This is a genomic window from Erwinia sp. JUb26, from assembly GCF_003751505.1.
Lineage (GTDB): Bacteria > Pseudomonadota > Gammaproteobacteria > Enterobacterales > Enterobacteriaceae > Erwinia.
Genome location: NZ_RJVB01000001.1, coordinates 1,016,352 through 1,042,139, shown reverse-complemented (window position 1 = coordinate 1,042,139; position 25,788 = coordinate 1,016,352). Strand labels below are relative to the sequence as shown.

General features: G+C 63.1%; 17 protein-coding genes. 16 read left to right on the top strand and 1 reads right to left on the bottom strand.

The genetic code is table 11. The features are described 5' to 3' along the window. The first annotated feature begins 29 nt into the window (after positions 1-29). The 16 genes from cpaB (at position 30) to EC836_RS04860 (ending at position 25,060) form a co-directional block, all read left to right on the top strand. Positions 30-914: a Flp pilus assembly protein CpaB gene (gene cpaB, locus EC836_RS04935; RefSeq protein ID WP_123330634.1), complete on the top strand. Its 885-nt coding sequence runs from the start codon at positions 30-32 to the stop codon at positions 912-914. A gap of 62 nt (positions 915-976) precedes the next feature. Next, the gene (locus EC836_RS04930; RefSeq protein WP_123330632.1) at positions 977-2,425 is read left to right on the top strand and encodes a type II and III secretion system protein family protein; all 1,449 of its coding nucleotides are present in this window, start codon (positions 977-979) and stop codon (positions 2,423-2,425) included. Positions 2,426-2,437: 12 nt separating this feature from the next. Continuing rightward, on the top strand, positions 2,438-3,103 hold the full coding sequence (locus tag EC836_RS04925) for a CpaD family pilus assembly lipoprotein (RefSeq protein ID WP_123330630.1): 666 nt from the start codon (positions 2,438-2,440) through the stop codon (positions 3,101-3,103). A 15-nt stretch (positions 3,104-3,118) separates the two neighbouring features. Then, complete coding sequence (locus tag EC836_RS04920) at positions 3,119-4,327, top strand: MinD/ParA family protein (protein WP_123330628.1); 1,209 nt, start codon at positions 3,119-3,121, stop codon at positions 4,325-4,327. A 25-nt stretch (positions 4,328-4,352) separates the two neighbouring features. After that, a complete protein-coding gene (locus tag EC836_RS04915; RefSeq protein WP_123330626.1) occupies positions 4,353-5,720 on the top strand; it encodes a CpaF family protein in 1,368 nt (455 codons plus the stop codon). Between the two features lie 9 nt (positions 5,721-5,729). Further along, entirely contained in the window at positions 5,730-6,707 is a 978-nt protein-coding gene (locus EC836_RS04910; protein WP_123330624.1) for a type II secretion system F family protein, read from the top strand. 12 nt (positions 6,708-6,719) lie between these two features. Next, complete coding sequence (locus tag EC836_RS04905; RefSeq protein WP_123330622.1) at positions 6,720-7,688, top strand: type II secretion system F family protein; 969 nt, start codon at positions 6,720-6,722, stop codon at positions 7,686-7,688. Positions 7,689-7,702: 14 nt separating this feature from the next. After that, positions 7,703-8,557, top strand: a complete 855-nt coding sequence (locus tag EC836_RS04900) for a tetratricopeptide repeat protein (protein ID WP_123330620.1) — start codon at positions 7,703-7,705, stop codon at positions 8,555-8,557. Beyond that, on the top strand, positions 8,554-9,060 hold the full coding sequence (locus tag EC836_RS04895) for a TadE/TadG family type IV pilus assembly protein (protein ID WP_123330618.1): 507 nt from the start codon (positions 8,554-8,556) through the stop codon (positions 9,058-9,060). Before EC836_RS04900 ends, EC836_RS04895 begins: the two co-directional genes overlap by 4 nt. Beyond that, complete coding sequence (locus tag EC836_RS04890; RefSeq protein ID WP_123330616.1) at positions 9,053-9,640, top strand: TadE/TadG family type IV pilus assembly protein; 588 nt, start codon at positions 9,053-9,055, stop codon at positions 9,638-9,640. The genes EC836_RS04895 and EC836_RS04890 overlap by 8 nt, the downstream gene beginning before the upstream one ends. Continuing rightward, positions 9,633-11,210: a hypothetical protein gene (locus EC836_RS04885; RefSeq protein WP_123330614.1), complete on the top strand. Its 1,578-nt coding sequence runs from the start codon at positions 9,633-9,635 to the stop codon at positions 11,208-11,210. The genes EC836_RS04890 and EC836_RS04885 overlap by 8 nt, the downstream gene beginning before the upstream one ends. A 37-nt stretch (positions 11,211-11,247) precedes the next feature. Beyond that, positions 11,248-18,933 carry a putative Ig domain-containing protein gene (locus EC836_RS04880; RefSeq protein WP_123330612.1) on the top strand — a complete coding sequence of 2,562 codons (7,686 nt, stop codon included), beginning with the start codon at positions 11,248-11,250 and terminating at the stop codon, positions 18,931-18,933. A gap of 19 nt (positions 18,934-18,952) precedes the next feature. Beyond that, on the top strand, positions 18,953-20,707 hold the full coding sequence (locus tag EC836_RS04875) for a TolC family protein (protein ID WP_123330610.1): 1,755 nt from the start codon (positions 18,953-18,955) through the stop codon (positions 20,705-20,707). Then, positions 20,707-21,474: an efflux RND transporter periplasmic adaptor subunit gene (locus EC836_RS04870; RefSeq protein WP_370346663.1), complete on the top strand. Its 768-nt coding sequence runs from the start codon at positions 20,707-20,709 to the stop codon at positions 21,472-21,474. The genes EC836_RS04875 and EC836_RS04870 overlap by 1 nt, the downstream gene beginning before the upstream one ends. After that, entirely contained in the window at positions 21,471-22,811 is a 1,341-nt protein-coding gene (locus tag EC836_RS04865; RefSeq protein ID WP_123330608.1) for an efflux RND transporter periplasmic adaptor subunit, read from the top strand. The genes EC836_RS04870 and EC836_RS04865 overlap by 4 nt, the downstream gene beginning before the upstream one ends. A 74-nt stretch (positions 22,812-22,885) precedes the next feature. Then, positions 22,886-25,060, top strand: coding sequence for an HlyD family efflux transporter periplasmic adaptor subunit (locus EC836_RS04860; protein ID WP_123330606.1), 2,175 nt, complete (start codon positions 22,886-22,888; stop codon positions 25,058-25,060). A gap of 49 nt (positions 25,061-25,109) precedes the next feature. Here the strand turns inward: EC836_RS04860 and EC836_RS04855 are convergent, their stop codons facing one another. After that, positions 25,110-25,706, bottom strand: a complete 597-nt coding sequence (locus EC836_RS04855) for a hypothetical protein (RefSeq protein ID WP_123330605.1) — start codon at positions 25,704-25,706, stop codon at positions 25,110-25,112. Between the last annotated feature and the right edge of the window lie 82 nt (positions 25,707-25,788).

Here is a 25,788-nt window from a genome sequence, read left to right as displayed (position 1 = left end):
AAAGAATCTGAACCGGTAAATATAAAAAAATGAAAATAAATTCAACGGTACTATTAGCCGGGGCGCTGATTGCTGCCGGTGTGGTCGCGCTGGTGGTTCGCAGCCAGCTCTCTGCACCGGTGGTTAAACAGGCGACAAAGGCGCCAGTGGAAAAAACGGCGGTATTAGTCGCCGCGCGCGATCTCTCACCGGGTGATTTTATCGATCCCTCTGCCCTACGCTGGGAAGAAACGTCGGAGTCCGTTTCCCGCTCGTTTTATTTCGTCAGCGGTAAAGATTCAGAAAATAAACTGTTCGGCGCCACGCTGCGCGAACGTATTCCGGCAGGCACGCGCCTGAGCAGCAATATGCTGGTGCGTCCCAACGAGCCTGGATTCGTTGCCGCCGTGCTGCACCCGGGCATGCGTGCCATCTCCATTCCCACCAGCGCCGTCGCCAGCAGCTCCGGTCTGGTTTCCGCCGGTGACCGTGTGGATGTGATCCTCAGCCTGCGACGTGACGAACAAACGCAGCAGGCCCCGTCGGCAGCCGCCCCGATGCTGGCCGCCCAGACCGTGGCCCGCAACCTGCGGGTGCTGGCGATGAACAGCCAGACCGACACCGATGTGCGTCCGCGTCAGGACGTTGACGGTGATGCGACGGGTAAGAACGCCCCGGCGCGCCCGCGCAATCCGGTCTATCAAACCGTCACCGTTGAAGCCACGCCGCAGCAGGCGGAGGTGCTTGCCGTTGCGAAAGAGGTTGGCCTGCTCCAGCTGGCGCTGCGCAGCCCTTTAGAGTCGGATGATGATGCCGATGCGGGCCCGTCAGCGGTCACCCGACTGGCGGACAGCACCGCGATCTTCGATTCGAATGTGAAGGTGAAAACGTTCCGGGCCGATAAGCAGAACGTACAGCAGTTCCAGGCAAGATGACAGCGTGCTGCCGCACGCTGCGGCAGCACGGATGAGATAATCCCAGTCACGGATATTCCTAAATGAAGATGAAACCTACCGACTTTTGCCGCCGCCCGGCTGGCAAACGATTGCTGACGGCCCTCAGCTGGCTGTTAGCCACCCTGGCGCTGCCGGCGGCTGCGGTCACCCAGATTGACGCCACCAGCGAGATCCACCTGAACGTGCACCAGGGCCGCATGCTGCAGCTGGATGAAGTCCCGGACAGCGTGCTGGTTGCCGACCCGGAAATCGCCAGCTTTGAGCTGCCGTCACCGGGCAATGTGTTTGTCTATGCCAAAACCGTCGGCACCACCACGCTGTATGCGATGGACGCCGACGGCCAGGTGATCAGCGCGATCCGCCTGGTGGCCGAGCATGACCTGGCGGCGCTGAAAGAGCGTCTGCGCCGTGAGTTCCCGGATGCGCAGATCCAGCTGGAAGCCTCGGTGCCGAGCGGCGTGATCGTGCGCGGCAGCGTGGAAACTCCGCAGGATGCCAAAAAAGTGATCGACAGCGTGCAGGCGTGGATCGGGTCTTCCGGCGGCGCGGGTGGCGGTGGACAAGGCGGGCAGGGCGGCGGTGCTGGCGGCGGCGGTGGTGGTTCAGGCAACGCACAGCCGGGCTCCAGCACCACGTCACCTAACGTGGTCAACCAGCTGAAGGTGCGTACGCCTTCGCAGATCAACATTCGCGTTCGCGTGGTGGAAGTCTCCCGCAAGCTGACCCACGAGCTGGGCTTTAACTGGGATGCCTCGCTGAATCGCGGCGGCAACAGCTTCGGCTTCGGCAGCGGTGCGCTGACCGACTTCTTCAGCGCCACCAGCAACACCTTCACTCGTGAAGGCGGCAGCGGCATCCTGGGTTACAGCAGCACCGGCAGCGACGGCTCGCTGAGCACGCTGCTGTCGGCGATGAACTCGCAGGGCCTGGCCTCGGTGCTCGCCGAGCCGAACCTGACGGCGATGTCCGGCGAAACCGCGGCGTTTGCCGCCGGTGGCGAGGTGCCGATTGTGCTGGTCACCGGCAACAGCATCAGCATCGACTACAAATCTTACGGCGTGATCCTGCGCATGACGCCAACTCTGCTGTCGGGTAACCGCATCAGCCTGCACATTGCGCCGGAAGTCAGCGAGCTGACCTCGGTCGGATCGGTCCAGCTGGAAGGCGGCTCCACCATTCCTGCCCTGACCGTGCGCCGCGCCGACACCACCGTCGAGCTGGCCAGCGGCCAGAGCTTCGCACTCGCCGGGATGCTGCGCAGCAGCAACAGCCAGACGGTCGACGGCGTGCCGGGCCTGTCATCGATTCCGGTGGTGGGCCGCATGTTTGAGAAAGAGTCCACCAGCAGCGAAGAAACCGAACTGGTGATCATCGCCACCGCCTACGTGGTTGCGCCGGTCAGTGCCGGTCAGCTGCAAACTCCGGGCAGCGGCGTGAAGATGATCGATGCCGTAACTCCTGAATTCGGTGCCGCTGGCTACCTCTACTGACAGGCGAACAACATGAAAACCTCTTCTTTATTTACCCTGCGCCTGAGCGGCATGGCGCTGCTGATGACCACGCTGGTCGCGTGTAGCGACCGCAACATCAGCGCCGAACGCATGGCGCGTTTCAATCAGCCGGATCTGGCGGCGGTGAAGGTGAAGCCGTCCTCGCTGGCGGTCAATCTTCAGGTCGATCGCAACGGCCAGGGGCTGACCCCGGAATCGCTGGCGGCGGTCAATCAGCTGCTGAAACAGCAGGGCAGGCTGGAAAAACAGACCCTGACGCTGACCCCGTGGACCCCACGCGGCGAACAGCTGGCGAATCGTCTGGCGAACGCCTTACAGAACGCCGGTGCCGACAAGCGTCACGTACGGGTGATGGGCCGCGTGCCGTCCGCCGGGCGCGGTGGCGATCTGCAACTTCAGTCGCAGGCGCTGGCGGTGACCAATACCCGTTGTCAGATCAACGATCCCAACCTGCTGATGGTCAAGCCGTATGAGGCAGTGGGCTACCTCGGCTGTGCCAACCAGAGCAACCTGGCGCAGATGGTGGCGGATCCGCGCGATCTGATTCAGGCGCGCAGCCTGGATGATGCCGACGGCGTGGTGATCGTCAACAGCATCGAACGCTACCAGCAGAACGAGGTGAAAGACCTCATCGACATTAACTTCGACGAAGATTAACGGAAGGTTAAGCGTATGAGCGAGCCAACGAATTCCGCCCAGCAGGAAGGCGAAGAGTGGGGCACCGGACTGGTGGCGTTTATCCAGGGCAGCGGGCCGCAGAGCCAGCTGCGTGAGGATCTGGCGCGGCTGAAGCGCAGCGATGCGCAGGTGCTGGCCGGTGGCCTGAGCGCCGCCGCGCAGTGGTGCGAAGTGAATCTGCCGCCGCAGGTGCTGCTGGTGGATCTGGACGGCGAAGCCTGGCCGCTGCCGGGGCTGGAAAGCCTGATGGCGATGTGCGGCCCGCAGACGCGGATTATCGCGCTCGGCCAGGGTCAGGATATCGGCCTGTATCGTGCGCTGCTGCAATTGGGCGTCACCGACTATCTGGTGAAACCCTGCACCCTTGACCTGCTCTCCGCCACCCTGGCGAAGTGCGACGGTCAGCAGTCCGGCCCGGAATATGCCCGCACCGGGCGCACCGTGGCGGTCGTCGGTGCCAGCGGCGGCGTCGGCACCAGCACCATTGCTGCCGGACTGGCGCAGCTGATGTCCGGCGAACGGCATCTGCCGGTGGCGCTGGTGGACTTCGATCGTCGCCACGGTGATCAGCTGCTGCTGCAGGGCGTCAGCGAGAGCGGCGGCCTGTCGGCGGTGCTGGAAAGCAGCCAGCTGGATACCCGTCTGCTCCAGCGCGCGATGTTGCAGGTGGATACCCGCCTGCATTTGCTGGCTCAAAAACCGGATTTAGGTCCGCTGAACGAGCCGGATGCCGACGCGGTGCTGCACCTCGGCGGCAGCCTGTGCCGCATGTTCAATCAGGTGGTATGGGATCTGCCCGGCTCGTTCCCGAACGGCGCGCTGGATGTGATCTGCTGTGCCGACCTGCGGATTATCGTCACCGAACTGACGGTGCAGGACGCGCGCAACGTCAAGCGCATCATCCAGGCCATCGGCGACGAGAGCGAAGGGCAGCGGCTGATGCTGGTGCATAACCAGAGCCACTATGCCGCCGCCGCGCCGCTGACCCGCGCGCAGTTCGAAGCGCTGGTCGGCCGTCCACTGGACCTGGTGCTGCCGCATGCCGGCGTCGGGCTGGGGCAGAGCCTGAGCCTGGGCGCGCTGGATCTGGCCGCCAGCGGACCGTTCCGCCAGGCGATGCGCCAACTGGTGGATCTCGCCTGCGGGCAGCGCCTGCAGCCGGTGAAAAAGAACTGGCTGAACGGCCTGCTTAAGCGCGCCTGAGCGAACTAACGTGAGGAAAAATCCCATGCTGATGCGTAAACCCGCGACCCCGCGCCGCGAAGAACCGGTCAGAAAGCCGGATGCCGCACCGCAGGCGGCCAGCGTTGCCGAGGTGCCGGAGCCGCGCCAGGTTTCTGCCGCGCCGCGCCCGCAGGCGGAAAGCCGCAACGGCAACCGTCGGCTGATCCGCTCGCAGCTCTATGACCTGATCGATGCCGGTCGCGCAGCGGCGATGTCCCGCGACAAGCTGCTGCTGCAAATCCAGTCGGCCATTCGTCAGCTGTGCGATGACCAGCGCCTGCAGCTCTCACGGCAGGAAGAGGAGCTGATCGCCGGTGAAATGCTCGACGAGATGACCGGCATCGGCCCGATCCAGCCGCTGCTCTCTGACGACACGGTCAACGATATTCTGGTCAACGGTGCCGGACAGGTGTTTGTTGAGCGCTTCGGCAAACTGGAGCTGTCGCCGATCACCTTTATCGACGAAGAGCACGTGTTTAACACCGCCCAGCGCATTGCCGCCGGGGTGGGCCGCCGCATCGATGAATCCAGCCCGATGGTGGATGCCCGCCTGCCGGACGGCAGCCGCGTTAACGTCATCACCTATCCGCTGGCGATCGACGGCACCACCATCTCGATCCGTAAATTTATGCGCCGCAACCTGTCGCTGGAGCACCTGGCCTCGCAGGGCTGTATGTCTCCGGCGATGGCCGACGTGCTGAACAAGGCGATGCAGGCGCGGCTGAACGTGATTGTTTCCGGCGGTACCGGTGCCGGTAAAACCACGCTGCTGAACGCGCTGTCGCAGAAAATCGACAGCACCGACCGCATTATCACCATCGAAGACGCCGCCGAGCTGCAGCTACAGCAGGAGCACGTGGTGCGTCTGGAAACCCGTCCGGTCAGCGCCGAGGGCAGCGGTAAAGTTGACCAGCGCGACCTGATGCGTAACGCCCTGCGTATGCGTCCGGATCGCATCATCCTGGGCGAGGTGCGCGGCGGCGAGTGCTTCGACATGCTGCAGGCGATGAACACCGGCCACGACGGTTCGCTGTGTACCGTTCACGCCAACACCACCCGCGATGCGGTTCAGCGCCTGGAAAACATGGTGATGATGGCCAACATGCAGCTGCCGCTGATGGCTATTCGCCGCCAGATCTCCAGCGCGGTGCATCTGATCGTCCAGATCGAACGTATGCGCGACGGCATGCGCCGCGTGGTGGCGGTCAGCGAACTGTGCGGCATGGAAAACGAGGTGCTGCAAATGCAGGACCTGTTTAACTTCCGCATTACCGGCTCGGACGGCCAGGGACGCATCACCGGCGAATACGTGCAGACCATCCAGCGCCCGCAGTTCTATGCGGACAAAGCGCACCTGTTCGATGCGCACTAAGGGAGCCTGATGAACGCGTTTAAGCTGAATCTGATCACCGGGCTGGTATTTCTCAGCGTGCTGATTGTGGTGCTGGCCGTCAGCCACTGGCGGCGTCAGCGCCAGCTGGATGAACAGCGCCGCCTGCGCTTTGCGCAGATCCTCGGTGAGGGAGCGGAGGCCGCCGGGGAAGAGGATGTGTCGATTCTCCGCAGCCAGGCGCAGACCCCGCTGGCCACGGTGCCGCTGCTCGGGCCGCTGCTGGCAAAACTGTGGCAGCAGCTGGCGTTTATCGGCTGGCAGCAGACCCTGCGTAAGCGCCTGCTGATCCTCTCTGCAGTTGGGCTGCTGGTGGGAATGACCCTCGGTCAGCGCACGCCGCTGCCGCTGACCTTCGGTCTGCTGTTCTCGCTGCTGGTCACGCTGGTGCTCGGCGTGATGCTGTTCCGCAGTACGCTGCAAAAGCACCTGCACCAGCTGCGCGAAGGGCTGCCGGATGCCATTGACGCCATCACCCGCAGCGTACGCGCCGGGGTGCCTGTCGCCAACACCTTCGGTCAGGTGGCCTCACACCTCAGCGGCCCGCTGGCCACCGAGTTCCGCACCATCGATCACTGGCTCAAGCTCGGCATCCCGCTGCGCCAGGTGATCCAGACCTCCGCCGGACGGGTGCCGATGGCCGAATACCGCTTCTTTGCGGTGATCCTGATTATCAATCAGGAAGCGGGCGGTCGGCTGGGAGAAACCCTGGAACGCCTCGCCACCACACTGCGCCAGCGCCGCGAGCTGGCGATGAAGGTGCAGTCGAAAACCTCAGAGGCCCGCGCGTCGGCCAAGATTGTCGCCGCGCTGTTCCCCTGCTGCCTGGGCTACATGTACCTCAAGTCGCCGGAAGATATCACCTTCCTGTTCAGCGATCCGGTCGGCAGCACCATTCTGATTTACGCGCTGTGCAGCATCACGCTGGGCATGTTGATCACCCACCTGATGGTTAAACGCATCGCGTAAGGAGCCGTAACCATGAGTCATAACCCGGATTCTATGCTGTGGCTGTCGCTGCTGCTGATTGTCGCCGGCCTGTGGCTGCTGCTGAGAAGCCGCCGCAGCGGTGCGCTACAGCGCCTGCAGGCGCGGCTGGCCCCACACCTCGGTGCCGGTGACGCCGGGCAGGGCGGCACGGCCGACGAACTGAGTATTCTGCGCAACCAGGGCGCGGCGCTGTCGCCGCAGCTGGAAAAAGTGCTGCTGCCGGTGGCGCGTTTCGGCGAGCGCATGGCGGGATCGGATCGCGATCGCCAGCAGCTGCGCCGCCTGCTGGACCTGGCCGGATTCCGCCGCGTGGAAACGCTCGGCTGGCTGCTGAGCGGCAAGCTGGCGTTCGGCGTGGCGTTGGGCCTGCTGCTCAACGTCGGCGCGCTGCCCGCCGGTGACCGTTTCAGCCTGACCGGACTGGCGGCAATGCTGATTGGCTTCTTCGTGGGTGGGCTGCTCCCGGAGTTCTGGCTGAAGATGCGCGCCGCCGGTCGCGGTGAAAAGCTGGCGCGTGCGGTGCCCGATGCGCTCGATCTGATGGTGGTCTGCGCCGAAGCGGGCCTGCCGATTGGCCGCGTTTTGCAAGTGGTCTCGAAGGAGCTGGGGCTGTCCGCCCCGGAAATGGCCGACGAGCTGCGTTACACCGCCGCCGAACTGCAAATTCTTGCCGACCGTAACACCGCGCTGTATCACCTGGCCGAACGCACCCGGGTGGCGGAAATCGAAAGCATGGTCGCCACCCTGCTGCAGGCGGAGCGCTATGGCACGCCGCTGTCTCAGGCGCTGCGCACCATCGCCGATGAAAGCCGTAAAACCCTGCTGCTGACCCTGGAAGAGAAGGCGGGCAAGCTGCCCGCGCAGCTCAGTGTGCCGCTGATGGCCCTTATTCTGCCACCGATTATCGCCATTATGGCCGCTCCCGCGCTGCTGCGCGTGATCCGCCTGCTGGCCCAATAACGAGAGAACCCGACATGCCGATCAAAAACGCTCCATCACTGTTTACCCCGCGCCTGCTGCTGGCGCTGATCTGCGGCCTGATGCTGGCCGGGTGCAGTTCCGGCCTGACCCTGAAGGGCAGTAAAGAAGAAGGGCTGAAGCTGGCGCGCCTGCTGCGCGATCAGGGTCGGCTGGAAGCGGCCAGCGAAGTCTATGCCCGCCTTGACGCGCGCGGCAAGCTGAGCGGGGCCGAGATGCTGGAATTCGCCACCGTCAGTGCGCCCGTGCAGCAGCCCGCCCAGGCGCTGGCGCTGTATGGCCGCGCGCGCAATGCGCTGGGCGGCAACATCGACAAAATGGCGGACACCGAAGCGCTGGCGCTGTGCCTCGGCATGGGCCGCGCCGAGCTGGCGCTGGGCCGCATGACCACCGCCGCGAAAGACTTCGAGTGCGCGCTGCGCCGCGATGACAGCAACGCCACCGCGCTGAACGGCATGGGCGTGCTGCTGGACGCGCAGGGCCGCCACGACGACGCCCGCCGTCGCTTTGAGCAGGCGCTGCAAAGCGAGCCGGGCAACGTAGCGGTGATGAACAACCTCGCGCTCTCCTGGCTCTCCAGCGGCCAGCCGGATCGCGCCATCGGTCAGCTGCGCACCGCCGATATGAATAACCCGTCGCTGCGGCTGAACCTGGCGCTGGCCTATCTCTATAAGGGCGATGAGGCCGGCGCGCGCGACACGCTGTCCCATCTGGCCGCTGCCGACCGCATCGACGGGCTGATCGCCACGCTGAGCACCCGCGCCGACGAGCTGAAGCAGAAAGGCGGAAACGGTAATCCGCTGCTGCTGGCCAGCACCCAGATGCTGCCGCTAAGCGAAAACGCCCAATGACAGCCGCAAAACTGCGCCGCCTCTTCGCCGCCGCGCGCAGCGAACGTGGGGTGATCGCCACCGAACTGGCATTCCTTGCACCGGTGGTGCTGGTGGGCGTGATGATGCTGTTCGAACTGGCGCGCATCGGTCTGGTGATCGGCATTGGCAGCGTGGCGCTGGATAACGCCGTGCAGTCGTTTCGCCTGGACACGCTGGAAAGCGAAAGCGCCAGCGATATGGCCGATTCGCTGCGCAGCCGGATGGTGAAAGCGGGCTACGGCTATATCTCCGCCGACGATCTGTCGGTCAGCGTGCTGCACTTTGACAGCCTGAGCGAGCTGGGCGGGCTTACGGTGTCCGACGACGAGCAGGGCGAAAACCGCCAGACGCTGCCGGTGTGGTCGGTGACCGTGCAGATCAAAAAGGAGTTTCTCTCGCCGCTGCCGGAAGTGCTGTCGCTGGGGAACACCTTCCGCTACCAGTACAAACACGTTTTCGGCACGGAACTGAACGATGAATAACCTTCTGCGTCGCCTGTGGCGGCAACAGCACGGCTCGCTGGCGGTGGAAACCGCGCTGGCGCTGCCGATCGTGCTGGCGGCGGGCGCGGTGCTCACCGATCTGATTACCGTTGAGCTGGAGCGCGAACATATGGAACAGCGCGCCGGGGCGATTGCCTCGGTGCTGGCGATGCAGACCGAGCTGAGCCGCCAGGGCCTGAGCGGGCTGCTGGCCGCGACCATCCCCGATGAAAACACCGGCAGCTACCAGCTGAATATCGCCAACGTGCGGCAGAATAGCCAGGTCTACTGGCAGCTGTCGCGCGGCAATAACACCGGTATCTGCACCGATAACGTGGTGCCGGCCGGCAGCACCTGGCCCGGCGAACTGCCGGAAGTGAATGAAGAGTCGGGTAAAGAGAATGTGTCGATGATCGTGGTCGAACTGTGCCGCAACGGCAGTGATATCACCATGCTGGGCGGCCTGACGGTGAAAAACCAGCTGAAGGCCACCGCCGTTAACCGAGTCACGCGTAATACCCTGACGCTGGACGCCACGCTGGCGGCGGAAGCCGGGCTGGAGGAAGACGCCGATGAATAACTCTCTCAGCGCGCTGAACCGCGCGGTGCGCCGCTTCTGCCGCCAGGAAAAAGGGGCAGGAACCGCTTTCTACGTGCTGGGCATGATGGCGCTGCTGGTCAGCGGGGCCTTTATCCTCGACAGCGTACAGACCACCGGCGATGCGGCGCAGATCAAGCGCGCGGCGGATGCGGCGGCGCTGGCGGTGGGGCGCGAGTCGCTGATTAAAAATAACAGCAGCTTCGGCGACGGTGAAAAGCAGCAGCTGGCGTGGGAATACGTGCGCACCAACCTCGGCCTCAACAGCCGCCTGGCGGAACAGCTGCGGATTTCCGATATTGCGGTCAGCGAAGGGCGGACGGATAAGGCCCACCGTACCTTTACCGTCAGCGTCAGCTACGCCAGCGATCCCGAACTGCTGGATGTCGGCTCGCAGGAGCAGGAGATCTTTTCGACCGCCGAGGTGATCTACCGCCCGGCGGAAGTGGCGATGATTCTGCCGAACACCTCCAGCGAGCAGGCCGGTGACCTGGCCGTGCTGCGCCGCCTGACCAATACCTTTGCCAATGATTTTCTCACCGACTTCCCCGACCGCCGGATAGCGCTGGTGCCCTACAGCCAGTCGGTCAGCGTCTGGGATGCCGATAACTGGAGCACCCGCATTCGCAGCTGGTCGCTGACCCAGGCGCTGACCCCGGTAGAGCTGTCGTCGCTGTTTCGTAACAACGATTACGGTATCGCCAATATGGCCAGCCGCATGATGCCCGACCTGCAGACTCAGCGCATGTGCCTCTATCGCGGGCTGGATCAGGGGGAAAACTACTTCTGGGAAGAGGCGCCGGCCAAAAGCTTCTGGATCCACTATCGCCACGATCTGCCGATTAACGCCACCTGGATGCCGTTTATTCAGTGGGTAGGGCCGAACCCGGACTTTGGCCAGGCGACCGGTGTGAACGACACCCGCTTTATCGTCGGTGACAAGGGCTGCCCGACGGCGGCGCTGCTGCCGCTGACCGACGATCTCGGCAAGATTTCCGACCGCCTCGACCAGATGGAGTCGCACTTTAACATCAACTACGCCATCGCCATGGGCTGGGGCGCCATGGCGCTGTCCCCGGCGTTTCGCGGCGGCGACGGCTGGGGCGACAGCGAATATCCGCTGGACTTTAACGACGGCGGCAGCGGCAACCTGAAAGCGATCGTGATGATGGCCAACACCACCGGCGACTGGTTCGACACCGATTCCTACAACAGCTACGTCGGCGAGGCGATCGACGGCGGTGAAGAAACCGGGCAGGCCACCACGGCCGCCACCGAACGCTTCCGTTCACTGTGCGAAAGCTTCCGCAATCGCGATATCAAGTTCTATTTCATCGGCGTGCGGCCGGGCGACCCGGAAGATTTTGGACGCGGGCTGTTTGACCGCATTGCGCTGCCCGGATTGCAGGAGTGTACCAACAACGATGGCGGTTCGGTGGAATTTGCCGACAGCTCCAGCTTCTCCGGAGCAGAAGGTCAAATCAGCAACAAGCTGGATGACATTCTGGCGAGTATCGATAAACAGAGTAGTTCCGTACGCCTGATCGAGTAATTCATCCGGCAGAACGCGTTAATTATTAGGTGAACTCATGAAAAAATCATCCACACGCCCGGCCTGGAGCCTGACGCTGGCGCTTGAGCCGCGCATGATGTTTGATGCCGCAGCGGTCACCACCGCCGCCGACGTGGCCGATGCCACCGCCGTTGCCACCACCGCACCGGTCGCCACCGCTACGCCGGTCAGCGATGCAGTGTTTAGCATTGATACCGCCGGCACGCCGGGTGCCGACGTGCACCTGTTCAGCAACGCCAGCGTATCGGCGGACAGCACCGGCCACGAAATCAGCAAGCTGACTATCAGCGTCAACACCAGCGGCAGCAACCAGGCGCTGGTGATTGACGGCACGGCGATTACGCTGACCACCACCAGCGCTTTCGGTGAAACGGCCAACAGCCACTACTCCTACAGCGTGGCGATTGCCGATAACACCACCACGATAACGCTATTTCTAAACAATGCGGGTACCGTGACGCCCGATGCGGTAGAGAGCCTGATTAACGGCATCAGCTATCGCGCGCTGGACGGCGACGTGGGCAACGGCACCGTCACCGTGCGGCTGGGAACCCTTAGCGACGCGCAAAATCACAGCACCGATCTCGATATCAGCAGCACCGTCACCATCGATAACGATAAAAACCTCGCGCCCGAAGTGGACAGCACCGGCGATCTGACGCTGCTGGACGATCTCACCGTGTCCGATCTCGCCGACGGCGCGAATGCCGTGAGCTATTCGCCGGACGGTGACTTCGCCTACGTCGCCAGCAGCAAGGGAAGCGTGGTGGTTTACAGCGTTTCCGACAGCGGCGTGCTGACTAAACTGCAAACCTTTAGCGACACGGCGAATTTTGCCGTGACCAGCGGTATGGCGGTGGGCGATAAGGCGGTTTATCTGCTGAACGTGGTGCTGAGTGCCGATGGAAATAGCGCCACCAGTTCTATCATCACTCTGACCCGCGCAGCGGACGGTACGCTGACCTTCGCCAGTAAAGAAGCCATCGGCGACAAGCCGATCAATATGGCCATCAGCGAGGATGGTAAACAGCTCTATATCAGCTCTGAAGTGAACGGGATTTATGTCTATGACATCAATGAGCAGGGCGCGCTGGTCTATGCCTCCCGTCTTACCGGTAATGTGGATCGCCATGCCGGGTTGACCTCGGTAGGAGATTATGTCTTTGTCATGACCGCAGGCGGAGACTTTCAGACGCTGACTGTACTGAAGCGCGAGGTAAAGAATGGCGTCACTACGCTGGTTGAAGTGGATAACACCACCGTGGCCTCGCCGCTTAATTACTCCTATCAATATCAGGTTGCCGCCAGCAGCGACGGCAGCGTGATCTATACCCTGAATACCAGCACCGGAGCGCTGATCGCCTGGCGCTTCAACGGCAGCGTGCTGACGCAGGTCGAAAGCCGCACCATTACCTCAGCGCAGGACGTGGCGATCAGCAGCGACGGCAGCCTGCTGTACGTCAGCACCAGTACTGGCCAGCTGTCGGTCTATGCCATTGCCAGCACCGGCGCGCTGACCCTGGTCAGCAGCCAGACCACCGGCGGCAGCGCCGCGCTGGCCAGCAACGGCACCTCGCTGGCGGTGGTTGGCGGCAGCAGCGTGGAGGTCTATACCTCGCTGATCACCTACACCGTCGGCGGCAGCCCGGTGGCGGTGACCACCGGCATGAACGTCTCCGACAGCAACTTCGACGTGCTGAACAACGGCGCGGGCAACTATATAGGCGCCTCGATCACCCTGACCGCCTCCGGCAGCAGCGATAGCCAGTACAGCTTCGCCAGCGACGGCGGCCTGACCCAGCAGGGCAGCCAGCTGCTGCTGAACGGCAGCGTGATTGGCACCGTTGCCGCCAGCGGTAATACGGTGAAAATCACCTTCACCGCCGACGTGACCACCGCCACCGCCAACCAGGTGCTGCAGCAGGTGATGTGGGCGACCACCGGGACCAGCAGCGCGCTGGTGACGCTCAGTGTGGTGGTCAATGACGGCCAGCTGAACAGCAACACCGGCACCGTGCTGCTGCGCGTCAACACCAGTCCGCTGCTCAACCAGGAGGTGACCGCCGGTTATACTCTGCCGCAGGCCACTACCGAGACGGACTACTGGCTGGAGCTGCCTGCGCTGTTTAGCGATGCTGACGGCGAAAACCTGATCTGGAGCGTCACCGGCCTGCCGGACGGCCTGACTTTTAATGCCGAAACCCATACCATTTCCGGCTCCACCACGGCGGTTGGCACCTTCAGCATCACTCTCAGCGCGAAGGACAGCACCGGTGCCACCGCCAGTCTGACGCTGTCGCTGGCGGTGGCGCAGATCGATAACCGCGCCCCGGAAACCAACTGGGACGCCAGCAGTCAGCTAAGCTCGGCGGTGGTCAACGAGTCGTTCACCCTGAAGCTGGACACCACGCTGTTTAACGATGCCGATGCCATTTACGGCGACACGCTGACGTGGACGGTAGACGGACTGCCGGAAGGGCTGACCTTCGATGCAAAAACCCTGACCATCAGCGGTACGGCGACCTCGCTTAGCGATAACTACCTGACCATTACCGTCACCGATAAGTCCGGCGACAGCGCCAGCCGTGATATGACCCTGCGGGTGATTACCGCCGATGAGGCTGCCAACACCCAACCGACGCTCGGCCCGCAGTCCAGTTCGCTGATCTACACCTCGAAGGGTGGCCTTGAGAACTATGGCTACTACGTGGACGCGATCAAGCTTTCGGACGATGGCACCAGCCTGGTGGTGATCGGCGGCACCGGGGCTAACTGGACCGGCACTATTTACGTCAGTGTGTACAGCCGCGATACCAGCACCGGCGTACTGACGCTGCAAAAAACCTATACCCAGGGCAGCGTCAATGACGGTAACGATACCAACGGTATCGAAATCGAAGGTATTCAGGGCACCACCCAGACGGCGTTTTCCGCCGATGGCAACACCCTGTATCTGTCCGGCACCAACAGCAGCGGTCAGGCGGTACTGCAGGCGTTTACCCTCGGCGATGACGGTTCGCTGACGGCGGTTTCCAGCGTGAATCTCAGCGCGACGGCGGTAAAACTGGCGATGTCCGATGACGGCAGCAGCGTTTACGCGCTGACCGCCAGCGGGCTGTACCGCTACAGCGTGGATGCGCAGGGCAAACTCGCCGCGCAGGAGAACTTCACCGGCCTGAGCAGCGCCGTCAGCATGGACTTCGACGCCAGCGGCACGCTGTACATCATCAGCAGCACCGGTAATATGAATCTCTACACCACCGACAGCAGTGGCGTTTTGAGCTATGCCGGCAAGCTGACCCGCGACGCCACCGCACTGACCTGGACCGATAAAGACGGCAACGCCAGCAGCGCGGGCACGCTAAGCTCCAGCAGCGGATTAAACGGCGGCGTCTTCACCCAGATGACGGTTTCCGATGACGGCTATATCTACGTGGTGACCGGTACCGCTAACTACCTGACCGTGCTGCACTACGATGCGGCGAACGGCAGCATGAGCCTGATTTCGTCAAAATCCGTCAACGCCGAGGTCGGCGGCTTCCCGATGTCGGTGACGCTTTCCGCCGACGGCACGGCGCTGTACGTTGGCACCAACGCCGCCAGCCTGGCGGTGTACACCATCGGTGACGGCGGCAGCCTGACCTTGCGCAATACCCTTCAGGGCGACGGCGCGATGATTGCGGTGGCGATCTCCGCCGACGGCAAATCGATCTACGGCGGATCGCGCTACTACAAAACCGGCCTGCGCGCGTTCGACAGTTCAACGGATCTGGTCTCGGTGGCGTGGACCGAACGCGGCAGCAGCCAGATCGCCAGCCAGCTGGTGCTCCGCGACGTGGATTACGATGCGGCCAACGGCGGTGCGGGCAACTATAACGGTGCCAGCATTACCATGGCGCGTGACGGGGGAACCAACGCCGACGACAGTTACAGTCTGCAAGAGGGTAACGGGCTGACGCTGGAGAACGGCAACATCCTGCTTAACGGCACCGCCATCGCCAGCTTCACCGTCAGCGAGGGTACCCTGACCGTGACCTTTACCGCCGATGTCACCACCGCGGTCGCTAATCAGGTGCTGCATCAAATCAGCTGGCAGAGCACCAGTAAAGCGCCGGGCAGCACCCTGAAGATGGTGGTCAGCATCAGCGATCCCTGGACCACCGCCAGCCAGTCGGTTGAGGTCAATGTCACTCAGATTAACGACGCGCCGGAAGTGAGCAGCCAGGCCACCGACCCGACCTACCGCGACACCAGCGGCAGCACGCTGGTGTTCAGCAACACGGTGGTGGATACCATCGAGAACGGCCAGAGCATCGTACAAATCACCCTCAGCGTCAGCGGACTGGTGAGCGGCGAGAGCGATTATCTGGTGATTGACGGCAAAAACGTCCTGCTGGCCGACGGCGTTCGCGTGCTGACCGACAGCAATATCGTGGTCACCGTCAGCGTGACCGACGGCGTGGCCTCGTTAACCCTCGTCAGCGACGCGGGCATCAGCGCTGAAAAAGCCCAGACGCTGATCAATACCCTTGGCTACGGCAACCCGGATGCCTATCTCGGCAGCCGCGAAATCGTGCTGACCGGGATTAAAGACAGTGGCGGTACCGCGCTCGGCGGCAGCGACAGCACCGATCTGGATATCCACTCGGTGATTACGCTTCAGGCGCAGGACGCCGGTCCGCAGCTCAGCTCACCGGACAGCGATAAGCTGGCCTGGGCCGGCAGCCTCAGTGAAGTGAGCGGCCTCGGCACCCTGATCCAAACCGTGCTGTCGGATGACGGCACCAGCCTGTACGCCATCGACGGCAGCGGCAAGGTCGCGCTGTTCAGCCGCGATACCACCACCGGGGCGCTGACCTGGCTCGGCAACATGGACAGCGGGCTGGGTAAAATCGACAAGATCGCCCTGATTGATAACGGCAGCAAGCTGGTGATCAGCACCAGCGGCAAAGCGGAAGGTGCGTCGGATGATGAAATCAATTACAGCCTGAATATCTTCAGTATCGGGACCGACGGTACGCTGACGCAGCTCGATACCGTGCAAATGTGGGATATCAGCTCGGTGCTGGTCTCCGACGACGGGCTGACGATCTACGTGTATAACCAGAGCGGTCTCAGCGCGATCGCCATCGATGCCGAAACCGGCAAGATGACCAATCTCGGGGATGTCGAAGCCAATGCCTTCGATCCGCCGCACCTGTGGCAGCCGGTGGCGCAGGTGCTCAGCGGCGATTATCTGTTTATCGTCACCGACCCGGTAGCGGATCAGTTCCCCAACGCCATTATTGTCTACCAGCGCCAGGCGGACGGTACGCTGGCGCTGCTCGGCGCGGTCTTCGATCAGGACACCGACGCCAGCGGCAGCAAGCTGTCCATCGACTCACCGTCGGCGATGACCGTCAGCGAGGACGGCAGCCTGATTTACGTCGCCACCAGCAGCGGCCTGCAAATCTTCAGCCTGAACCAGAAGAGCGGCCAGATCGTGCAGACCGGCGTGATGAGCGATATCAGCGGCGTGACCGCGCTGGCGACCAGCAGCGACAGCCTGTACGTTACCCTGAGCGACGGGACGTTGCAGGCTTACAGCATCGGCAACAGCGGCAAGCTGACCCTGACCTCCAGCTGGAGCAGCAGCGAGTACGCGGCGCTGAACGGCGCAACCAAAATCCTCACCACCAGCGACGGCGGAGTGATCGTCAGCGGCAGCCAGCTCGCCAGCCTGATTACCGTGGTTGAAGAGGTGCGTTACACCGTCGGCAGCGGCGCGGAGCTGAACTTCAGCAGCGACGTTACGCTAAAAGACAAAGCGCTGGACGTGCTTAACGACGGCAGCGGCAACTACGGCGGGGCGAGCGTTACCGTCACCGACAGCAGCGGGTTGGGCAGCTTTGCCTTCACCGCCGACAGCGGCCTGACCCTGAACGCCGACGGCCGGGTTCTGGATAACGGCACGGTGATTGGTAGCTTCAGCCAGCACGACGGTGTGCTGATCGTCACCTTCGCCGACGGCGTCAGCAGCGCCACCGCAGGCCGGGTTATCAGCAGCCTGGTCTACAACAATGCGGACAACAGCACCGGACGCACAGTGACACTGTCACTTATTGTCAGCGACGGTGAGCTCACCAGCGGTGCCTGGCAGCAGGATGTCACCATTAACCACGCGCCGCAGAGTACCGACGTCAGCTATCAGCCTGCGGTGATCACCCTTGGTACGGCGTACACCGCCACGCTGCCACAGGGGATGTTTACCGATGCTGATAACGACACGTTGAGCTGGCGCATCAGCGGCCTGCCGGACGGGGTCACCTTTGATGCGGCCACCCGCACGCTGAGCGGTACCGCTACCTCGGCAGGGGTCTATTCCCTGACCATTACCGTGACCGACGGCGACGGTGCCAGCGCGACCCGCCAGCTTGAACTGCGGGTGAATACCACGCCGGAACTGGGCAGCGGTGAGACCAGCTTCAGCGTCTCATCCGGTACGGCCATTAGCGTGGCGCTGGCCGACACGCTGTTTACCGACGCCGACGGCGATGCGTTGACCTGGCAGGCGGATAACCTGCCTGCGGGACTTCGCTTTGATGCCGAAACCCACACGCTGAGCGGCACGCTGCCGTCCGGGCGCTACACCCTGACGCTGACTGCGACCGATGCCTGGGGTGCCAGCGTCAGCCGCACGCTGGTGCTACTGGCCAACCGCGCGCCGCAGGTCACCGACGTCACATTTACCCCGGACCAGCCGATAGCCGGCATTGACTGGCAGCAGACGCTGCCCGCGGATCTGTTTAACGATGCCGATGGCGATGACCTCACCTGGAGCGTCAGCGGGCTGCCGGACGGGCTGAGCTTTGACGCTGACAGCCGCACCCTCAGCGGCCGCGCCGCCACCGACGGCAGCTACCTGATTACCGTTAGCGTCACCGATCCTTACGGCGGCGTGGCCAGCCGCACCTTTACGCTGACTATCCAGCCTGCGGGCGCGGGCGTCTCACCGGTGGTGATGACCCCGGTCAGGCTATTCCCGCAGGCGGACGGCAATGCCGAACGCTTTATCTGGCAGGAGCGCGAGCCGGAATTTATCCCGGTCAGCGCCGAGGCACCGCGCGACCCGCTGGTGCTGAGCGATACCCCGGTGCTGGCCAGCGGTCCGCTGGACTACCAGGCCACGCCGTGGCAGCTCGATCCGCTGATGCCAACGCTGATGCCGCCGCTGGAGAAGGTCAACTTTACTTCCCGTACCGCCGATAACCCGGCGCTGGCGCGCGCCACCGCATGGCGCGGTGAATGGCACGACGGCGGCAACGGTCAGCAGGTCTATGCGCTACCGCCTGGCCTGGCGGGGCGCGGCGGCATTGTGTCGGTTCAGCTGGCCAACGGTCGTCCGCTGCCGGAATGGATCCGCTATGACGCCGCACGCCGCGAGCTGCAAATTAATGCCGCCGATGCCGGTCGCGTCGGTCAGATTCAGCTGCGCCTTGAGCGTGCGGGCGGTGCCCCGTCGCTGCTGTTGACGCTGCACGGCAGCGAGTCAGCGCGCGCGGCGGCGGAAGCCAGCGAACGCTTCCTGATACCGACCACCGGCGTACGCGTTCAGGCGCAGCCGGATGTGGCCTTTAATCAGGGTGTTTCACACTCGCTGAATGCCCTGCGCGGCGACGGCGACGATTTGCTCCAGGCGCTGAATGCGCTGGCGCGTGACTAACAGGGATTTAACTTTATAAATGAATAATTTCAATACGATGGGAACGCTTTCAGTGACTCACTTTACCTCTGTTTCTGCACCAGTACAGGCGCCGGTCAGCGCGCCGCGTCGTTTAAGCCTGGCCGTGGCGCTGGCCTGCACCCTGCTGGCCGGATGCGCCGTCACTCCCGAGGCGATGACCCCCGCGGAACAGGTGACCCAGGCGATGACCGACCGCACGCAGATGTTCAGCGATCAGGAACCGGTGCGCGGCAACATTACCCTGGATGAAGCGATTGCCCGCGCGCTGAAGTATAACCTGCAGCAGCGCGTGGCGCTGATGGAGCAGGCGATGCAGGACGATCTGCGCAGCGTGGCCAGCCTGGATATGCTGCCGAAGCTGGCGGCCCGTGCCGGGCTGCAAACCCGCGACAACGTCGCCGGTTCCAGCAGCCAGTCGGTGACCACCGGCCAGCAGTCGCTGGAATCGTCCACCAGCCAGGATCAGACCACCCGTACCGCCGACCTGACCATGAGCTGGAACGTGCTGGACTTCGGTATCAGCTACGTCAACGCCCATATGCAGGCGAATAAAACCCTTGCCGCCGAGGAGCGTCGCCGCAAAGTGGTGGCGGATATTACCCGTCAGGTGCGTACCGCCTGGTGGGAAGCGGCCACCGCACAACGCCTGAAGCCCGAAGTGACCCGTGCGCTGGGCGAAGCGAAACGCTCGCTGGAGTACGCCCGCGCCACCGAGCGCGAGCGCCTGCTGCCGCCGGTAGAATCCCTGCGCTTCCAGAAAAATATGCTGGAAATGGTACGCCAGCTGGAAGTGGTGGACAGCGACCTGGCGCTGGCGAAAGCCCGCCTGTCCTCGCTGATGAACCTGCCGCCGGCCAGCGACTTCAGTCTGGTGGTACCTGCTGAAAGCAGCATGACCGCGCCGAAGATGAGCTACACCCTCGGCGATCTGGAAAATATTTCCATGGTGCGCCGCCCGGAAATCCGCGAGGAGAGCTACGAAGCGCGCAACGCGGTGCTGGAAACCCGCCGCTCGCTGCTGCGCCTGATGCCGGGTGCGACGCTGTTTGCCGGGGTGAACGGCGACAGCAACAGCTACCTGGTGAACCACGGCTGGGCCTCTGCCGGGGTACAGGTTAGCGGCAACCTGCTGAACGTGCTGGCGTGGTCGTCGGTGAAGCGTGCGGGCGAGTCGGCAGAGCAGGTGGCGGAAGCCCGTCGCCAGGCGATGCGCATGGCGGTGATGGCCCAGGTTAACGTCTCCTGGCAGGAGTACCTGAGCAGCGTGCAGATGTTTAACCGCTACCAGGAACTGGCGCGCGTGCAGCAGGGCATCTACCAGCAGACCGACCTCAGCTACCGTAACCAGGCTGCCACCCAGATGGAACAGATTCGCGTCAGCACCGAAACCATTCTGACCACTCGCGCTCGCGACCGCAGCTTCGCGGTGATGCAGAACGCGCTGGGCAGCATCTGGCAGGCCGCCGGTCTGGATATTCTGCCGGACCGCGTTAACGACACCAGCCTGGCCGCGCTCAGCAGCAGCATCAACAGCACCAGCAAGCAGATTGAAAACGGGGCGATTGCCGTGCCGGTACTGGGTGCGCCTACGGGCAAAGTCACCACCGCCACGCCATCCGCCGCGCTGCTGGCCGCCAGCCGTCCGGCACCGACACCGACACCGGCGCAGCAGGCGGTGAGCAGCCAGCCGTACGCGGTGAGTTCAGGCAACATGTGGGACAGCTACAGCTCCCTGTCCGGTGGTGCGCAGTGATGCACAAAAAACTGGCCCATCCGCTGCTGCTGGCGCTGATGATGGTGTGTGCCGACCGCGCGCTGGCGGAGGACGCGCCGCCGGAGCCGGTGCGCGTCCAGCTCAGTGCGGTACAGCAGACCACGCTCTCCAGCGGCATTGCGGCGCGGATTAACACGCTGACGGTGAAAGAGGGCGATCGGGTGAAGCAGGGTGCCACCCTGCTGAGCTTCGACTGCACCATGCTGAAAGAGAAGCTGAACTATGCCAGCGCCAACGAACAGGCGGCGCGGAAAAAGCTGGCGGTGGCCAACCGGCTGGATCGCCTGAACTCAATTAGCGTCTCGGACGTTGAGCAGGCGCGTTCGGCGGTGAGCATGGCGCAGGCGGAAAGCGGCGTGAACCGGGCGATGCTCGACCGCTGCGTACTGAAAGCGCCGTTCTCCGGCCGCGTGACCGAAACGCTGGTGCGCAACTGGGAAACGGTGCCGGAAGGCAAGCCGCTGCTGACGCTGTACGACGACAGCGCCTTTGAGCTGGAAATGATCGTGCCGTCGCGCTGGCTGCGCTGGCTGAAAGCCGGTACGCCGTTTACCGTGGCGCTGGATGAAACCGGGGAAAGCTACCCGGCGAAAATCGTCCGGCTCTCCTCGGCGGTGGATCCGGTCAGCCAGTCGGTGAAGGTGTTTGGCCGCATTGAAGAGAAGGGTGACGGCCTGCTGCTGCCCGGCATGAGCGGCGCGGCGCAGTTCAGCCTGCCTGCCGCCTCGGGCACGGCGGCGGAATGAGTGAGATGAACCAGACCGCGGCAGCGGAAGGGCATCTGCGGGCGCTGAGCGAACTGCTACGCCTGCAGGGACGGGTGCGCGAGCTGGCCAGCAGCGACGAGCTGGCCTTCTTTATGGTCAACGAAACCCATCGCCTGACGCCCTACCGCCAGGCGCTGCTGTGGGATGGCGTCAGCGGCAGGCTGCGTGCCGTTTCCGGCATCGCCGCGCCGGACGGCCACGCGCCGTTCAGCCAGGAGATGGCCCGGCTGTGTTCGCGCTGGCAGCAGAGTTACAGCCAGCCGTCGCGGCTGGATGCCAGCGTGCTGGACCCCGCCGACCGCGCGGTGTGGCAGGAGTATCTGCCCGCGTACGGGCTGTGGCTGCCGCTGCCTGCCGCGCAGGGCGAAACCGCACTGGCGCTGCTGCTGCTGCGTGAAACGCCGTGGCAGGACGGCGACCTGCTATTGTTGAAAGAGCTGGGCGGAGCTTATGGTCACGCCTGGTTCGGCCTGAATAACCGGCGCGGGGCTAAGCGACAGAAGCCGAAGCGCGGCAGGGTGATTGCCGCCTGCGCCGTGCTGCTGGCGCTGATGCTGATCCCGGTGCGCCAGTCGGTGATTGCACCGGCGGAAGTGGTGGCGCATCGCCCGGCGCTGCTGCGCGCGCCGCTGGCCGGGGTGATTGATGAGATCCTGGTACGGCCCAACCAGGCGGTGAAGCAGGGCCAGGCGCTGGTGCGGCTGGACTCCCGCGAGCTGCAAAACCAGCTGGAAAGCGCCAGGCAGCAGTTTGCCGCCAGCGACGGCGAATATCGCCAGGCGCAGCAGCAGGCGCTGAGCGATACCGACGCGAAAGCCCAGCTGGCGGTGCTGGCCAGCCGCCGCAATCAGGGGCGATCCGAAATGACCTTCCTGCAGGCGCAGCTGGCGCGTACCGAGCTGGTCGCCCCGCGCGACGGCGTGGCGATTTTTGACGACGTCAGCGATCTTACCGGCCGTCCGGTGGCGGTCGGTGAGAAAATTATGCTGGTGGCCGATCCGGCAGACAGCGAGCTGGAGATCCAACTGCCCGCCGCCGACGCCATCGCGCTGGCACCGGGTGCCGACGTGCGGCTGTTCCTCAACGTTGCGCCGGATAAATCGGTGGCGGCAACGTTACAGCAGACCGGCTACCGCGCGGCACTGACGGCGGAGAACATTATGGCCTACCGACTACGCGCTGGATTCAGCCAGCCGGATCCGCTGCTGCGTGTCGGGCTGAAGGGCAGTGCGAAAATCTACGGAGAACGCACGGTGCTGATCGCCTGGCTGCTGCGTAAGCCGTGGTCGGCGATGCGCGTCTGGCTGGGAGTGTAACCGTGCGGGCTTCTGTTAACGGCACTGCGACGGGCTCCTTTCCTGATTCGGCAGCTCTGGCTGCTCAGGGCGTAATGACAACAGGCGTCGATGCGCAGCTGCATGCCGGGGGGGCTTCGGCAGCGCGTTCTGCCGCAAATTCGGCCCCGCTGCCGCCGCTGCGCGAAGAGTTAATTCTGCATCGCGGCCCGGCAAACTGGGACGGTTCCCCCAGCTGGACGCTGGAAGATCCACAGCGCGGGCGCTTTTTCCGCCTCGGCTGGCTGGAGATGGCGCTGCTGTCGCGCTGGTCGCTGGGCGATCGGCAGAGGCTGATTGCCGAGGTGAATCAGCGGCTGCCGCTGGAGATCGGCGACGAGGAGGTGGAGAGCTTCAGCCGCTTCCTGCAGTTTCATTCGCTGACCCGGCCTGAAGGCGAAGCCGCGCTGAAGCAGTTCCTCAATCAGCAGCAGCAGAGCCGCAGCGTCTGGTGGCGCTGGCTGTTGCATAACTATCTGTTTATGCGCATTCCGCTGCTGCATCCGCACCGCCTGCTGCAGCGGCTACTGCCGCACGTTGAGCTGTTCTATCGGCGACCGTTCTGGCTGGCGACCCTGGCCGCCGGGGCCTGCGGACTGCTGTTCGCCAGTCGCCAGTGGCAGACCTTTCTGCACACCTTCCTGCACTTCTTCACCCTGGAGGGCGCACTGCTGGCCGGGGGCACGCTGGTGGTCACCAAGTGCCTGCACGAGCTGGGGCATGCCTTTACCTGCACCCGCTACGGCGCGCGCGTCTCCACGCTGGGGGTGGCGCTGCTGGTGCTGATGCCGGTGCTGTATACCGATACATCGGCGTCGTGGAAACTGCCGAAGCGCCGCCAGCGGCTGGCGATAGGGGCTTCCGGCATGCTGGTGGAGCTGGCGCTGGCGGCCTGGGCGACGCTGGCATGGAGCTTCCTGCCGGACGGCATGTGGCGCAGCGCGGCGTTTATGCTGGCGACCACCACCTGGATAATGACTCTGCTGATCAACCTCAGCCCGCTAATGCGCTTTGACGGCTACTTCCTGCTCTCCGACGCGCTGGGCGTGCCGAATTTGCAGGCGCGCGGCTTTGCGCTGGCCCGCTGGCGGCTGCGCGAATGGCTGTTCGGGCTCGGCGATGCCCCGCCCGAACATTGGCCGGACTGGCTGCGGCGCACGCTGCTGAGCTACGCCTTCGCCACCTGGGTGTATCGCCTGTTTTTGTTTACCGGGATTGCGCTGCTGGTTTATCACATGGCGTTTAAGCTGCTGGGGATGGCGCTGTTCGCGGTGGAAATTGGCTGGTTTATCCTGCTGCCGATCTGGCAGGAGCTACGTGAATGGGCCCAACGACGTAAGGATTATCGAATGAATCGCCATCTTGGTGTGACGCTGGGTGCCATAACGCTGGCCCTGCTGGCGCTGATCGTGCCGTGGCAGCGCACCGTTACGGCTCCGGCGCTGCTGCGCGCCGCCGAGCAGCACAGCTTTTATATGCCGCTGGCCGGACGAGTCGGCGAGATTCTGGTGAAACCCGGGCAGCAGGTGAAGGCCGGGGATCCGCTGTTTATCCTGCAGGCCGACGGTGAATCGCACCAGCGACAGCAGTTGGAAAAGCAGGTGGCCACCCTTAACTGGCAGCAGCAGTATCAACTGATGAACCGCCGGGCAGCGCAGAACCATCAGCGCGTGCGTCAGGAGCGCGAGGCCGCAAATCAGCGGCTCCAGGTGCTGGAACAGCAGCAGCAGGCACTGACCGTGCGTGCCCCCGCAGACGGGATCATGGTCGACCAAATGCTGCCGCTCACACCGGGAGAATGGCTGCCGCCGGGGGAGTGGCTTGGGACGCTGATCGGCTCTCAGGGCGGCGTAGTAGAGGCGCTGGTGTCCGAACAGGACTGGCGGAGGCTGAAGGTGGGCGACAGCGGCACTTTCTATCCTCGCGATGCCTCTCGCGCCGCCAGTGAGATTACCGTGCTGGATATTGAACATGCGGCGTTGGCGGATATGAAGCCGCTGGCGGAGCTGGCCTCGGTGTATGGCGGCCCGGTGGCGACGCTGAGCGATTCGCAGCGCAGGCTGATGCCTGAACAGGCGGTCTATCGCGTGGTGCTGAAGCTGCCCAGCGACAGCATTGCGCCACAGCAGGTGCTGGTCGGTACGGTGTCGCTGAAGGGGCAATCGCAAAGCCTGGCGGTCAAACTGTGGCAGCGGGTGCACGCGGTATTGATCCGCGAGCTGTCGTTTTAAACAATCCGGCACGTTGTCCAATAATAACGTGCCGGATCGTCAGCGATAATTAATTAGCCCACACATAAAGGCAGGGAAGGATAACCAGCAGGGTGGCCAGCATAAACTGCGTACAGCATTCGCTAATAATCGGCGTGTAACCGTATTTTCCAAAGTATTCCATCACGCCGAAAAAAAAGATGTACATGGTAAACACAGCCAGTAAATAGAACGCCTTTAATGAGGCGTTTTCGGTGTCGATAAAAAAAAGACTAACAATAAAGTTACCGATCATCATCCCAAGACCTGAAATCGCTAACACCTTTCCCGTGTTGACTACCGGGAAAACCAAAAAACGATAGAACTTGCCTTTTTTGGGGAGAGAGTCTTTAGTTGGACCGGTGGCCATCATTCTGATGATGGTGAGCATTCCGCCTGCGGTAAATAATATCATAATGGAATCGGGAGCAATGTTTTCGAAAAATATGCTGACGGCCTTTTGATTAACAAATCCGCGGAGATCCAGGCCGATACACAGATAAAGAACAAGACTTAAAAAGATGTAAAAGACACAGCCATGATACGATTCTCCCACGATCTTTTTTAAAAACATAAATATACGATGGTCTTTAACCTGTTCTACGGCGTTCGGAGCCTCAGTGGTCATGCGTGAAATCCATTTGGTTTGTGGTTTTATTGGTAAGTAAATTTTACCATTCGTTGATCCTATAGCAAAGGATTATGAGCAT

Bases quoted from the DNA above. Each gene is read 5' to 3' on its own strand.
- cpaB (WP_123330634.1), top strand. From the start codon at position 30: ATGAAAATAAATTCAACGGTACTATTAGCCGGGGCGCTGATTGCTGCC.
- EC836_RS04930 (WP_123330632.1), top strand. From the start codon at position 977: ATGAAGATGAAACCTACCGACTTTTGCCGCCGCCCGGCTGGCAAACGA.
- EC836_RS04925 (WP_123330630.1), top strand. From the start codon at position 2,438: ATGAAAACCTCTTCTTTATTTACCCTGCGCCTGAGCGGCATGGCGCTG.
- EC836_RS04920 (WP_123330628.1), top strand. From the start codon at position 3,119: ATGAGCGAGCCAACGAATTCCGCCCAGCAGGAAGGCGAAGAGTGGGGC.
- EC836_RS04915 (WP_123330626.1), top strand. From the start codon at position 4,353: ATGCTGATGCGTAAACCCGCGACCCCGCGCCGCGAAGAACCGGTCAGA.
- EC836_RS04910 (WP_123330624.1), top strand. From the start codon at position 5,730: ATGAACGCGTTTAAGCTGAATCTGATCACCGGGCTGGTATTTCTCAGC.
- EC836_RS04905 (WP_123330622.1), top strand. From the start codon at position 6,720: ATGAGTCATAACCCGGATTCTATGCTGTGGCTGTCGCTGCTGCTGATT.
- EC836_RS04900 (WP_123330620.1), top strand. From the start codon at position 7,703: ATGCCGATCAAAAACGCTCCATCACTGTTTACCCCGCGCCTGCTGCTG.
- EC836_RS04895 (WP_123330618.1), top strand. From the start codon at position 8,554: ATGACAGCCGCAAAACTGCGCCGCCTCTTCGCCGCCGCGCGCAGCGAA.
- EC836_RS04890 (WP_123330616.1), top strand. From the start codon at position 9,053: ATGAATAACCTTCTGCGTCGCCTGTGGCGGCAACAGCACGGCTCGCTG.
- EC836_RS04885 (WP_123330614.1), top strand. From the start codon at position 9,633: ATGAATAACTCTCTCAGCGCGCTGAACCGCGCGGTGCGCCGCTTCTGC.
- EC836_RS04880 (WP_123330612.1), top strand. From the start codon at position 11,248: ATGAAAAAATCATCCACACGCCCGGCCTGGAGCCTGACGCTGGCGCTT.
- EC836_RS04875 (WP_123330610.1), top strand. From the start codon at position 18,953: ATGAATAATTTCAATACGATGGGAACGCTTTCAGTGACTCACTTTACC.
- EC836_RS04870 (WP_370346663.1), top strand. From the start codon at position 20,707: ATGCACAAAAAACTGGCCCATCCGCTGCTGCTGGCGCTGATGATGGTG.
- EC836_RS04865 (WP_123330608.1), top strand. From the start codon at position 21,471: ATGAGTGAGATGAACCAGACCGCGGCAGCGGAAGGGCATCTGCGGGCG.
- EC836_RS04860 (WP_123330606.1), top strand. From the start codon at position 22,886: ATGACAACAGGCGTCGATGCGCAGCTGCATGCCGGGGGGGCTTCGGCA.
- EC836_RS04855 (WP_123330605.1), bottom strand. From the start codon at position 25,706: ATGACCACTGAGGCTCCGAACGCCGTAGAACAGGTTAAAGACCATCGT.